A 12,569-nucleotide genomic window follows, 5' to 3' on the forward strand; every position below is an offset into this window, starting at 1 on the left:
AATGTTCATCGATGTACATTTTGAGGCGATCACGTTCACCCGCCATCACCGCGGCCAGGTAGATGGCGTTAGCCGGTCGGGCTTACGGTGGTCAGTCGGTGTCGGGTGGAGCATACCCATGGCGGGCATGGAAGCGTTGCAGCTCCCTGCAACCAGGCGGCTGGCCGGTGAATATCTCGACATAGGCGGGGATGCGCTGCATACGCACCTCGAGTGGTTCCTGGGTGTTCATCGAGATATAGCCGATCTGGGTTAGGTAGATGGTGCGGCCACGCACGTTGGCCGCTAGCGGGTCATAGCCGTAGCGCTCGAACATGCGCATCAGCGCTTCTATACGTGTGGCATCGGCAGCATCGATTTCACGCACCACTGGCGCCGACTGCAGCGCCCAGCTGCGCATGGCGAATTCCAGCTGTGAGTCGAACAGGTGAGGGTTCAACCAGCAGTCGAAGACGTTGAGCATCGCCTCGACGATATTCTCGGCATAGGCTTCGGTCTGATGCACCAGGCCCTGGGTGTTCTTTTCACGCCAGCGTGCGATCAGTGCTTCCAGCAGCGCCTCGCGGTCCTTGAAGAACCAGTAGAAACTGGTGCGAGAAAGCTTTAGCCGCTTGGCCAGGGGAAGAATGCGTACGCTATCGACGCCGGATTCGAGCAGCATCTCAAATGCCGCATCAAGCCAAACGTCTTGGGAGCCCTTGGCAGCGGGCGTGTTGGAGGAGGACATCGAACTCGTCTCTAGGAATGTTGTGACAAAGTGTACACAGGTGTCTGTTATGTGTACACGTTGTCAGTTCCTTTGGCTGAGGCCTAGAGACGGCAACCGCCACTGCCTGTAGATTTCAAACGTCACCCTTGGGCTAGATGCAGCGCAGGTGCCTCGTAGCCTAAGTTTTCGAGCATGCGTGTTGCATACCAGTCGACAAAATCAATAACGCCGAACTCATAGGTCTCGGAGTAGGGACCGGGTTGATACGCCCTGGAGTTGATGCCGCGCTGGTTCTCCTCGGCCAGTTGGCGGTCCTGATCGTTGGTCGCGTCCCATACGCGGCGAAGCTGTTCCGGGTCGTAGTCGACACCTTCCACGGCATCCTTGTGGACCAGCCACTTGGTGGTCACCACGGTTTGCTGTGGGCCAAGCGGCAGCACGCGAAAAACGACCGCATGATCGCCCATGAAATGATTCCATGAGTTGGGCAAATGCAGGATACGCAGGGAGCCCATGTCGGGGCTTTTCAGGCGGCCCATTAGCTTCTTGCAGCCGGGCTGGCCATCCATGGTCATCGACACGATGCCATCCAGCAACGGCGTGCGGGTCAAACGGTTACGCTGGCCAAGCCGCGTTAGCTGGTAAGGCACCTGCTCTTGGTCCCAGTCCGCCTGTTTGCGTGCTACCAGTGCTTTGTAGGCAGGTGTGGCGCGCGGGTCGTCGGTGTCATCGAACTCCTGCAGCGAATTCAGCAGCTCGGGGTGCGCGCCGTTGCAGTGATAGCACTCGCGGTTGTTTTCGATGACCAGCTTCCAGTTGGCTTGCTCGACGATGCTGGACTCGGTGGCGACCTTGACGTTATCCATCTGGTACGGCTCGAGATAATGCTCAAGCGTTGTCAGAAAGTCGTCAATCGCGGGTGGTTCATCGCTCAGGTTGATAAAGATGAAGCCGCCAGCGGTGCGCACATTGACCGGCTTGAGGCCAAACTGGTTGAGGTCGAAGTCAGTGCCCATGTCGCTGCCGGCAAACAGCAGTCGACCATCAAGTTCGTAGGTCCACTGGTGGTAGGGGCAGACGAGCTTGGCCACCTTGCCCTTATCCTTGACGCAAAGACGCGACCCGCGGTGGCGGCAGACGTTATGAAACGCATGGACAGCGCCTTCATTGCCGCGCACGATGACAATGGGATTGTCACCGATATCCAGCGTCATGAAGTTACCCTTGGCCGGGATCTCGCAGGTCATGCCTGCAAACAGCCACTCTTTCTCGAAGACCTCCTGCATATCAAGCGCGAACAGGCGGGCATCGTTATAAAACGGCTGTGGAAGCGAAAAGGTTCGCTCTCTTTCCTGCAACATCTCGGCCGTTGACTCACGAGCCGCCGCGAGCGGGTCGTCCATCCGATTAGAAACACTTTTTTGCATACCAGTATCCTCGTAAACCTCTGCTCCCCCTAAAGGGCTGCGAGTCGGCCGTTAGTCAAGATTGCTTAATCTTGTTGTTGTGTTGCGTAACCTGGCGTTTTTTCATGCCCGAACTGAATCAAGTCACAGATTGTGTTGCAGGCGTGCCCCTGCCAGTTATCTACTCGCGACATTAGGTGACGCAGTGGCGACTAAAACAGAGGTTTCTAAACGATAAAGAGTGGCACGAGGTAAGTGCGCGTCGCTGTCAGGTAAGTCGGTTAGCTGGCGCGTACCCAAAATGCAGCTCAAAGGTACTGGCCGTATAACGAATACGGTCCGGTGATGCATAGCGATGAAGGCTGGTCAGGCAGAGGCGAAAATGACAACTAATTTCTTCAATCCGGTCACGACCCAAACCTGGACCAACGGACGTCACCAGGTACGTTGCGTCAAGGTGATCCAGGAAACCCAGGATGTACGCACGTTCTGCTTTATGGCCGAGCAGCCGGTACTGTTCTTCTTCAAGCCTGGTCAGTTCGTAACGCTTGAGCTTGAGATCAACAATGAGCCGGTTATGCGCTCTTATACGATCTCCAGTTCTCCCTCCATTCCTTACAGCTTTTCGATCACCGTCAAGCAGATTCCGGATGGCAAGGTATCTAATTGGCTGCATGCCAATCTAAAGGTGGGCGACGAGTTAGTCGTGCACGGGCCGGTAGGTAACTTTAACTCTATCGATTACCCGGCCGAGAAAGTGTTGTTTCTCTCGGGTGGTGTGGGTATTACCCCGTTAATGTCGATGACACGCTGGCTTTTCGATACCAACGCCGCTGTCGACGTTGAGTTCATCCACAGCGCCCGTGCCCCACGCGATGTCATTTATCACCGCGAATTGGTGCATATGTTTTCGCGCATCCCTGAGTTTAAGCTGCATATCATATGCGAGAGTAAGGAAGATATTGGTGAGGCCTGGGCCGGCTACCGCGGCTACCTCACTAAGCCGCTGTTCGAGCTGATGGTGCCGGATTTCATGGATAGGGAGATATTTTGTTGCGGCCCTACTCCGTATATGGAGGCCATCAAACGCATCCTGCGTAGCAACAACTTTGACATGAACCACTACCACGAAGAGTCGTTTGGCGCTACGCCGGTTGATGTCCGTGAGGATGTACGTGAGCTTGCCGAGCAAGCAGAAGTCGACGCCGAAAATGTCGATAGCAATGAACTGCACAGCATCGAATTCGCGTCATCAGGAAAAAGTGTGCGTATCCAGCCTAGTGAGACCGTGCATGCGGCGGCGGCAAAACTTGGTCTGCATATTCCCAAGGCCTGCGGTATGGGGATTTGCGGCACTTGCCGAGTCGAACTTAAGTCGGGTGAAGTGGAAATGGAACATAACGGTGGTATTACGGAGGAAGATGTCGAAGACGGCTACATTCTGTCCTGCTGCAGTCGTCCCAAGGGTAACCTGGTCGTGGATTTTTAGTGGCACATGGTATTAGTGGCACATGAAAGAGGTACTTGCGAATGACGATGTTATTGAATAAGCCTCTTTCCATTGGGTTTGTGCTGCTACACCGCTTTACGCTCTTTCCTTTTGCCGCCTTCGTCGACTGTTTGCGCTTGGCTGCCGACGAAGGCGATCGCAGTCGTCAGTTGCGCTGCCACTGGCGCTTCATGACCAGCGGCGGGCAGGCGGCGCTTTCCAGCTGCGGGGCGAGCATCTCTCCCTGTGAGACGTTTCGCGATCCCCATGAATTTGACTACATCGTGGTGATCGGTGGCGTCCAAGACGACCAGGATGGCCCGGATAGCGCCGCTCTTGCTTACCTTCGCCAGGCAGCAAGCGTAGGTGTGCCATTGATTGGCGTGTGTACAGGCGTATTCGCGCTGATTCAAGCGGGGTTAATGACCGGACGCCGCTGTTGTATCAGTTGGTATCACCATCGAGACATGAACCACCGTTTTCCTGACACTGAGCCTGTCGCTGATCGTTTGTTCATCGATGATGGCGACAGGATTACCTGTGCAGGCGGCGCCGCAGCGGCTGATCTGGCGGGCTACCTGATAGAAAAGCACCTGGGTAAGGCGTGGGCGATGAAAAGCCTGAACATCATGCTGCTTGATGAAGCCCGAAAAGGCGCGCATCCCCAGCCACAGCCTGTTGTGTTCGGCAAGGTTGATGACCGATTGGTGCGTCGCGCGATCGCCGTGCTTGAGCAACATCTCGGAGAGATGATCTCGATGGATGAGCTGGCAGGGCGAGTGGGCACCTCCCGTCGAAACCTGGAGCGTAGATTCAGTGACGTTCTGGGCGTGGGTCCACAGAAATTCGCGCGGGATCTTCGCCTTCGATACGGTGCTTGGCTACTGCATTACACAGGCAAAAGTATTACCGAGATAGGCGAGCGCTGCGGCTTCGCCGATACGGCCCATTTCTCACGTCATTTTCGTAGTGCCTTTAGTATGACGCCGTCGGAAATGCGCAAACGTGCTAGCTCGCCCAGTCGTGACCAAGTTGATCCTTTCTTCCTAAATATTGATGACCGCTTGGCCGTCTGAGAGGGCTGGATGCCCCGCTTATCAAGCTTTATGGCGAGGCCGCTCTGCTCATAAAAAGCACCCAAAAACGACGTTTTAAACAATGAGTTGCTGTTTGGTGTTCCAGGCGTTCAGGAAATATGTCGCATTTGTTCAATTTATTTCAGCGAGTGTGGCGTATTAATAGTAAGGAGCGAAAGCACTGGCATGCCCACAGTCGGGGTCATAAGCGCCTCAACGTGAACCGCTGCCAATTCAGCCACTAAATCGCCCATGTCACGGCTGCCGATAACAACAGGAGATTTTTATGAACCATTCCACACTTGCCAACTTCGATTCCCAAATTGCGGCGGCCATCGCTGATGAGGTGGCGCGTCAGGAAGCGCATATCGAGCTAATTGCCTCCGAGAACTATGCCAGCCGGGCAGTGATTGAGGCGCAGGGCACGGTGCTTACTAACAAATACGCCGAGGGCTACCCCGGTAAGCGCTACTACGGTGGCTGTGAGCATGTCGATGTGGTCGAGCAGTTGGCGATCAACCGCGCTTGCGATTTGTTTGGCGCTGAATATGCCAATGTTCAACCGCACTCCGGTGCCCAGGCGAATGCCGCGGTGTTCATGGCGTTGATCAAACCGGGCGATACGGTGCTGGGTATGAGTCTCGCCCATGGCGGGCATTTGACCCACGGTGCCGCGCCTAATTTTTCCGGAAAGCATTACCATGCCGTGCAGTATGGTCTCAAGCCGGAAACCGGTGAGATCGATTACGAAGAAGTTGAACGCTTGGCTCGCGAGCACCAGCCGAAGATGATTATTGCTGGCTTCTCGGCGTATTCGCGGGTCGTCGATTGGCGTCGTTTCCGCACCATTGCGGATGAAGTAGGTGCTTGGCTGATGGTCGATATGGCGCATGTCGCTGGGTTAGTGGCCGCCGGTCATTACCCAAGCCCGGTGCCCCACGCCCATGTGGTCACGACCACCACTCATAAGACTTTGCGTGGTCCGCGTGGCGGGCTGATTCTTTCAGATCATGGCGACGCCGCGCTGTATAAAAAGCTCAATGGCGCTGTCTTCCCTGGCCAGCAGGGCGGCCCGCTAATGCACGTGATAGCCGCTAAAGCGGTCGCGTTCAAAGAGGCGATGAGCCAAGACTTTGTGCAATACCAGCAGCGTGTGATCGCAAACGCGCGCGCCATGGCAAATGTGTTCATGGAACGAGGCTTTGATGTGGTGTCCGGCGGCACCGATGACCACCTCTTCCTGTTGTCACTAATCAAGCAGGGCGTGACCGGCAAGGACGCGGATGCGGCCCTGGGCCGGGCGCATATTACTGTCAATAAAAACGCAGTGCCCAACGACCCGGAAAGCCCTTTTGTCACCTCGGGGCTGCGTATTGGCACGCCTGCCGCGACATCGCGTGGTTTCGATGAAACGGACTGTGCGCAATTGGCCAGTTGGATCTGCGACATCCTTGATGTCCTGGCCGAGCGCGGAAGCACCGATGCGGTGGAAAGCGAAGTGCGCGAGAAAGTCTCAGCACTTTGCGAGCGTCATCCGGTTTATGGCGAGAGCCGCGAACCACAAGTAACGGCCGAGACGGCGCTGTAACGCCATTACGAATCAGGAGAGTTATATGCAACGTTATTCAGGGTTCGGGCTGGCCAAGCACGCGCTAAGTCATCATGAAAACTGGGAGCGCCAGTGGCGTAACCCCACCCCCAAGAAGCAGTACGACGTCGTTATCGTCGGCGGTGGTGGCCATGGCCTGGCCACTGCCTACTATCTGGCCAAGGAGCACGGTATCACCAATGTGGCCGTGGTCGAGAAAGGTTGGCTGGGCGGCGGTAACACGGCGCGTAATACCACGATTGTGCGTTCCAATTATTTGTGGGACGAGTCGGCAGCGCTTTACGAGCACTCCATGAAGCTGTGGGAGGGGCTATCCCAGGACATCAACTACAACGTGATGTTCTCCCAGCGTGGGGTGATGAACCTGGCCCACACGCTCCAGGATATGCGCGATGTGCAGCGCCGCGTAAATGCCAATCGCTTGAACGGTATCGACAGCGAGGTGCTCACCCCTGAGCAAATCCAGGCAATCGTACCGATTATGGACTGCTCTAAAAATGCCCGTTATCCCATTCTGGGCGCCTCGTGGCAGCCGAGAGCCGGGGTGGCGCGTCATGATGCGGTGGCCTGGGGCTTCGCCCGAGCAGCCGATGCGCTGGGCGTGGATATTCTGCAGAACACCGAGGTGACTGGCTTCAAGATTCGCGACGGGCGTATCTACGGAGTGCATACCAATCGCGGTGATATCGAAGCAAAAACCGTGGGCTGCGTGGCCGCAGGTAATTCCGGGGTATTGGCCAAGATGGCTGGCTTCAGGCTGCCATTGGAATCTCACCCGTTGCAGGCATTGGTGTCTGAACCGCTCAAGCCGGTGCTGGATACAGTGGTGATGTCCAACCATGTGCATGGTTATATCAGCCAGACCGACAAGGGAGACCTGGTCATCGGCGCAGGCATTGACGGCTATAACGGCTATGGGCAGCGGGGCAGCTATCCCACCGTCGAGCACACGCTGCAAGCGGTGATTGAGATGTTCCCCATCTTTTCGCGGGTGCGCATGAACCGCCAATGGGGCGGCATTGTGGATACCTGCCCGGATGCGTGCCCGATCCTTTCCGCCACACCGGTTAAGGGGTTGTTCTTTAACTGTGGCTGGGGCACCGGTGGCTTTAAAGCCACCCCAGGATCAGGCCATGTGTTCGCCTGGACCCTGGCGAAAAACCAGGCGCATCCCATTGCGGCGCCGTTCTCTATTAATCGCTTTCACACTGGTGCGCTGGTGGACGAGCACGGCGCCGCAGGCGTGGCCCACTAAAAGGAGTCAGTACCATGTTGCATATTTACTGCCCTTATTGCGAAGAGCTCCGAGAAGAAGAGGAGTTTCATCCCAAGGGCCAAGCGCATATCACACGGCCAGCAGACCCCGACGCCTGTAGCGATGAAGAGTGGGGCGACTATCTGTTTTTCCGTGATAACCCGCGCGGCATCCACCATGAAATGTGGGTGCACGCCATCGGCTGTCGAAAGTTCTTTAATGTCACACGTAACACGGTGACGTACGAGATTCTTGAGACGTATCCCATGGGCGAGCAGCCGCACTTTACGGCGGAGTACCCCGAGGGCAAGCCCACTGATCAGGTCAACGCCACACAACAAGAGCTGTCGCGTCAGGAAGGAGTTCACGTATGAGCCAGTTGTTGAAACAGCCAAATCGTGTGCGTGAAGGGGGGCGAATTGATCGCTCGAAAACGCTGAGCTTTACCTTCAACGGCAAGCAATACCAGGGCCATGCCGGTGATACCCTGGCCTCGGCGCTGCTGGCTAACGGCGTGAATATCGTCAACCGCAGCTTCAAGTATTCGCGGCCGCGGGGGATTGTGGCGGCTGGGGCTGAGGAACCCAATGCATTGGTGCAGCTAGGCAGCACCGAAGCGGCTCAGGTGCCCAATGTGCGGGCCACGCAGCAGGCGCTGTTTGATGGCCTGGTGGCGCGCAGCACCAACGGCTGGCCATCTGCGCAACGCGACATGATGAGCTTCGTGGGTAAGCTCGGTGGGCGCTTTATGCCGCCGGGGTTTTACTACAAGACGTTTATGGCGCCTGCCTCCATGTGGATGACCTACGAGAAGGTTATTCGTAAAGGAGCGGGGCTTGGCCGCAGCCCGATGGAGCGCGATCCGGATCATTACGACCATCTCAACCAGCATTGCGACCTATTGGTCGTGGGGGCTGGCCCGGCCGGGCTGTCCGCAGCGCTCACCGCCGCGCGCAGTGGTGCGCGGGTGATTCTTTGCGATGAGCAGGAAGAGATGGGCGGCTCGCTACTCGATAGCCGCGAACAACTCGATGGCCAGCCGGCCAATCAATGGGTCGAGCGCGTTGTGAGCGAGCTTGCTCAGATGGATAACGTCACCCTACTGCCGCGTACCACGGCGAATGGTTACCACGACCATCACTTTGTCACCCTCCATGAGCGGCGCACCGAGCACCTTGGTGAGACGGCTCCACTGCTTGATGGGCGTCGCCCGAGCCGTTCACGCATGCATCGCGTGCGTGCGGGGCAAGTGCTGCTGGCAACCGGTGCCCACGAACGTCCCTTGGTTTATGGCCATAACGACGTGCCGGGCAATATGACCGCGGGAGCAGTGTCGGCTTACATCCGTCGCTATGGCGTGGTGCCCGGCAACAAGCTGGTGCTTTCAACCACCAATGATTACGCCTATCGCGCGGCTCTCGACTGGCTTGATGCCGGCCGTGAGGTGGTCGCCGTTGTGGATGCTCGCCTGGCGCCGGATGGCGATTTGGTCGAACAGGTTCGTGCGCGCGGTGTGCGCATTATCGACGGCGCCGCCGTACTGGAAGCGAAGGGCGGGGATCGAGTAAGCGGCGCACGCGTTGCGACGATCGATGCAGAAGCTTTCAAAGTGACCGGCCCGTCTGAAACCTTGTCGTGTGACACCATCGCAAGCTCTGGTGGCTACAGTCCGGCCATTCACCTGGCGTCGCATACCGGGGCACGGCCGACTTGGAACGACGAGATTCTCGGTTTCGTGCCTAGCCTGGTCAAAGGCGTGCATGCCGCAGGTAGCGTACGTGGCCTGCATAAGCTCGCGGATGGCCTGGCGGATGGTTGTGCAGCAGCGGCTGAGGCGCTATCGGCGCTTGGCCAGTCGGTAACGGCCATCGAACTGCCACATGTTGATACTGCCCGCCAAGGTGTCGCCTGCGCGCTGTATCAGGTGCCGCACGAGAAATCGACGCTGCGTGGTCCCAAACAGTTTGTGGATATGCAGAACGACGTGACGGCGGCCGCGATCGAGCTTGCGACGCGCGAAGGGTTTGAGTCCATCGAGCACGTTAAACGCTACACTGCGATGGGTTTTGGTACCGATCAAGGCAAACTTGGCAATATTAATGGCATGGCGATTGCGGCACGTTGCCTAAATAAGACGATCCCCGAGGTAGGCACTACCGTGTTCCGGCCCAACTATACGCCGGTGACGTTTGGTGCCATTGTGGGCCGCCACTGCCGTGACCTGTTTGACCCCGAGCGTTATACCGCCTTGCACCAGTGGCATGTCGAGCAGGGGGCCGAGTTTGAAGAGGTGGGTCAGTGGAAACGTCCCTGGTATTTCCCGAGAACCGTCGATGGCAAGACAGAATCGATGCACGACGCGGTGGCCAGAGAGTGCCTTGCGGTGCGTCAAGGGGTGGGTGTTTTAGATGCCTCGACGCTGGGCAAGATTGATATCCAGGGCCCGGATGCCCGAGAGTTCCTGGGGCGAATTTACACCAATAAGTGGGCCAAGCTAGCGCCCGGGCGCGTACGTTACGGCCTGATGTGCAAAGACGATGGCATGCTGATGGATGACGGCACCACCAGCTGCCTGGGTGAGAATCACTTCTTGATGACCACCACTACCGGCGGTGCGGCGGGCGTGATGGAGTGGTTGGAACTGTGGCATCAAACCGAATGGCCCGAGTTACAGGTGTATTTCAATTCGGTGACCGACCACTGGGCGACGATCACGGTCACCGGGCCGGAGGCACGCAAGCTGCTTGCCGAGATCACCGATATCGACCTGGATCGCGAGACCTTCAAATTTATGGACTGGCGCGAGGGCAAGGTTGCCGACGTGCCAGCACGGGTCTTCCGTATCTCCTTTACGGGCGAGCTGTCCTTCGAGATTAATGTCCAAGCCAACTATGCGCTGCATGTTTGGAAGACGCTTTTCGCGCACGGCGAGAAATACGACCTGACCCCCTATGGCACCGAGACCATGCACGTGCTCCGGGCTGAGAAAGGCCTGATCATTGCAGGGCAGGAGACCGATGGGTCGGTCACGCCGGAAGACCTCGGCATGCAGTGGGCGGTGGGCTATGACAAGCCTTTTCCATGGGTCGGCAAGCGAGCGCTAACCCGTTCGGATACTCGGCGCGTGGATCGCAAGCAGATGGTCGGCCTGAAGCCCCAAGACCCCTCTGTGGTGTTTGAGGAAGGCGCACAGATCGTGCTTGATCCCGATCACGCCATCCCCATGCCGATGGTGGGGCACGTGACGTCAAGCTATTACAGCCCGATACTCGAAAGCGGCTTTGCACTGGCGGTGGTCAAAGGCGGGCATCAGCGTATGGGCGAGATCGTCTATTTGCCGATGGGCGATGGCAAGACTCATGCCGCCGAAATCGTCAGCCCTATCTTTTACGACCCCAAGGGAGAGCGCCAGCATGTCTGAACACACATCTGCAAATACGCTAACCGGCACCAATATGTATGATGTTCGCCCCACCGCCGAGGTGCTGACAGAGTCTCCACTGGCTTGGTCGTATCATCGTACTGGCCGCCCTAGCGTTTCAGACCGTAGTCGCGTGGTGATGCGCGAGCGCGCCATGTTAGGCCATGTGATGTTGCGCGGTGGTGCCATTGTGCTTGATGAAGCGGTTCGGCAAGTCCTCGGCTTTGGCCTGCCGGCACGCCCTAATACGCTTAGCCAGGATCAAAGCGGCGAGCGTTCTGCCCAGTGGCTCTCACCGGACGAATGGCTCGTCATTGTCCCCGGTGGCGAAGAGTTTTCCCTGGAGGCAAAACTGCGCGAGGCGCTGGGCGATGCTCACTATGCCATCGTCAACGCCAGCGGTGGCCAGACGTTGATTGAGCTTGAAGGCGACGCCGCCACGGAGCTTCTGATGAAATCGGCACCTTGTGACGTGCATCCTGCGGCCTTCCCCGTTGGCAAAGGCGTCACCACAGTCTTTGCTAAAAGTAATCTGATCCTGCGTCGCCCTGCCGAGGACCGTTGGGAGTTGGTATTGCGCCGTAGCTTCGCCGATTACCTCTATCGCTGGCTGCTTGATGCGGGCGAAGAGTATGCCATCGGCGTTAAAGACTGATGAGTGGACGCCGGCAAATGCCGGCGTCCACTCTTTCTTCACTGGGGGGGAGCCTACTATGCAAGATAAAAATAACCGTTGGATATTGGCGGCTCAGTGCGCCAGTAGGCTTGGCACGGTCGATGTTGTCACGCGCTTTTTAAAAGAGCAGCGCTGTTACATCACCGAGCAGCAGTCGTTTGATGATCGACTAAGCGATCGCTTTTTTATCCGCACCGAGTTTCGACCGGAAGACGAGGCGTTCGATGCTGAGGCTTTTCAATCGGGATTTGCCGAGCGGGCCGCTGACTTCTCAATGAGTTTCGAACTGACGGCACCCGAAACGCGGATGCCGGTGGTGATCATGGTGTCCAAGGCCGATCATTGCCTCAACGACTTGCTGTACCGTTATCGCATTGGTCAATTGCCCATCGATATTCGCGCCATTGTCTCCAACCATCCAGATTTGGCGTCCCTGGCCGAATGGCATGATATTCCTTACCGTTATTTACCGATCACCCCCGAAACCAAGCCAGAGCAAGAGGCTCAAGTCTGGGACGAAATAGAAGCAGCCGGTGCTGAACTGGTCATTCTCGCGCGGTATATGCAGGTGCTCTCAAGTGGCATGTGCAAAAAGTTAACGGGGAAAGCGATCAATATTCATCACTCGCTGCTGCCAGGTTTCAAAGGGGCTCGCCCTTATCATCAGGCCTATGAGAAGGGGGTCAAGCTAGTGGGGGCGACCGCTCACTACATTAACGATGACCTCGACGAAGGGCCGATCATTACCCAAGGGGTTGAGCCCGTCAGCCATACCGACTATCCGGAAGACTTAGTGGCCAAGGGGCGTGATGTCGAGTGTTTGACGCTTGCTCGGGCCGTTACACTGCATGTGGAGCGACGTGTCTTCCTGCATGCCAACCGCACCGTAGTTTTTGACCGCTAGTCAGATAATGACAACACCTCTGGA

The 12,569-nt window shown here is 57.1% G+C and carries 10 protein-coding genes; 8 read left to right on the forward strand and 2 right to left on the reverse strand.

The window, feature by feature from the left end:
• Nucleotides 1–91 precede the first annotated feature (91 nt).
• On the reverse strand, nucleotides 92–727 hold the full coding sequence (locus CPH17_RS15070; RefSeq protein WP_096300156.1) for a TetR/AcrR family transcriptional regulator: 636 nt from the start codon (nucleotides 725–727) through the stop codon (nucleotides 92–94).
• A 122-nt stretch (nucleotides 728–849) separates the two neighbouring features.
• Nucleotides 850–2,136, reverse strand: coding sequence for an aromatic ring-hydroxylating oxygenase subunit alpha (locus CPH17_RS15075; protein WP_096300158.1), 1,287 nt, complete (start codon nucleotides 2,134–2,136; stop codon nucleotides 850–852).
• Nucleotides 2,137–2,497: 361 nt separating this feature from the next.
• Here CPH17_RS15075 and CPH17_RS15080 point away from each other — a divergent pair, with 361 nt between their 5' ends.
• The 8 genes from CPH17_RS15080 to purU all read left to right on the forward strand — a co-directional run bounded on the left by CPH17_RS15080 (nucleotide 2,498) and on the right by purU (nucleotide 12,545).
• Nucleotides 2,498–3,604: a hybrid-cluster NAD(P)-dependent oxidoreductase gene (locus CPH17_RS15080; RefSeq protein WP_074398390.1), complete on the forward strand. Its 1,107-nt coding sequence runs from the start codon at nucleotides 2,498–2,500 to the stop codon at nucleotides 3,602–3,604.
• A gap of 41 nt (nucleotides 3,605–3,645) precedes the next feature.
• Nucleotides 3,646–4,680, forward strand: a complete 1,035-nt coding sequence (locus CPH17_RS15085) for a GlxA family transcriptional regulator (RefSeq protein WP_096300160.1) — start codon at nucleotides 3,646–3,648, stop codon at nucleotides 4,678–4,680.
• Nucleotides 4,681–4,966: 286 nt separating this feature from the next.
• Nucleotides 4,967–6,268: a serine hydroxymethyltransferase gene (gene glyA / locus CPH17_RS15090; protein ID WP_074395061.1), complete on the forward strand. Its 1,302-nt coding sequence runs from the start codon at nucleotides 4,967–4,969 to the stop codon at nucleotides 6,266–6,268.
• A 25-nt stretch (nucleotides 6,269–6,293) separates the two neighbouring features.
• On the forward strand, nucleotides 6,294–7,544 hold the full coding sequence (locus tag CPH17_RS15095) for a sarcosine oxidase subunit beta family protein (RefSeq protein WP_074395062.1): 1,251 nt from the start codon (nucleotides 6,294–6,296) through the stop codon (nucleotides 7,542–7,544).
• A 14-nt stretch (nucleotides 7,545–7,558) separates the two neighbouring features.
• The gene (locus CPH17_RS15100; protein WP_096300162.1) at nucleotides 7,559–7,918 is read left to right on the forward strand and encodes a sarcosine oxidase subunit delta; all 360 of its coding nucleotides are present in this window, start codon (nucleotides 7,559–7,561) and stop codon (nucleotides 7,916–7,918) included.
• On the forward strand, nucleotides 7,915–10,965 hold the full coding sequence (locus CPH17_RS15105; protein ID WP_082934175.1) for a sarcosine oxidase subunit alpha family protein: 3,051 nt from the start codon (nucleotides 7,915–7,917) through the stop codon (nucleotides 10,963–10,965). The genes CPH17_RS15100 and CPH17_RS15105 overlap by 4 nt, the downstream gene beginning before the upstream one ends.
• Complete coding sequence (locus CPH17_RS15110; protein WP_096300164.1) at nucleotides 10,958–11,620, forward strand: sarcosine oxidase subunit gamma; 663 nt, start codon at nucleotides 10,958–10,960, stop codon at nucleotides 11,618–11,620. The genes CPH17_RS15105 and CPH17_RS15110 overlap by 8 nt, the downstream gene beginning before the upstream one ends.
• A gap of 58 nt (nucleotides 11,621–11,678) precedes the next feature.
• Nucleotides 11,679–12,545 carry a formyltetrahydrofolate deformylase gene (gene purU / locus CPH17_RS15115; RefSeq protein WP_074395064.1) on the forward strand — a complete coding sequence of 289 codons (867 nt, stop codon included), beginning with the start codon at nucleotides 11,679–11,681 and terminating at the stop codon, nucleotides 12,543–12,545.
• Nucleotides 12,546–12,569 lie beyond the last annotated feature (24 nt).

Source organism: Halomonas sp. hl-4 (assembly GCF_900215475.1).
Lineage (GTDB): Bacteria > Pseudomonadota > Gammaproteobacteria > Pseudomonadales > Halomonadaceae > Vreelandella.

Bases quoted from the DNA above. Each gene is read 5' to 3' on its own strand.
- CPH17_RS15070 (WP_096300156.1), bottom strand. From the start codon at position 727: ATGTCCTCCTCCAACACGCCCGCTGCCAAGGGCTCCCAAGACGTTTGG.
- CPH17_RS15075 (WP_096300158.1), bottom strand. From the start codon at position 2,136: ATGCAAAAAAGTGTTTCTAATCGGATGGACGACCCGCTCGCGGCGGCT.
- CPH17_RS15080 (WP_074398390.1), top strand. From the start codon at position 2,498: ATGACAACTAATTTCTTCAATCCGGTCACGACCCAAACCTGGACCAAC.
- CPH17_RS15085 (WP_096300160.1), top strand. From the start codon at position 3,646: ATGACGATGTTATTGAATAAGCCTCTTTCCATTGGGTTTGTGCTGCTA.
- glyA (WP_074395061.1), top strand. From the start codon at position 4,967: ATGAACCATTCCACACTTGCCAACTTCGATTCCCAAATTGCGGCGGCC.
- CPH17_RS15095 (WP_074395062.1), top strand. From the start codon at position 6,294: ATGCAACGTTATTCAGGGTTCGGGCTGGCCAAGCACGCGCTAAGTCAT.
- CPH17_RS15100 (WP_096300162.1), top strand. From the start codon at position 7,559: ATGTTGCATATTTACTGCCCTTATTGCGAAGAGCTCCGAGAAGAAGAG.
- CPH17_RS15105 (WP_082934175.1), top strand. From the start codon at position 7,915: ATGAGCCAGTTGTTGAAACAGCCAAATCGTGTGCGTGAAGGGGGGCGA.
- CPH17_RS15110 (WP_096300164.1), top strand. From the start codon at position 10,958: ATGTCTGAACACACATCTGCAAATACGCTAACCGGCACCAATATGTAT.
- purU (WP_074395064.1), top strand. From the start codon at position 11,679: ATGCAAGATAAAAATAACCGTTGGATATTGGCGGCTCAGTGCGCCAGT.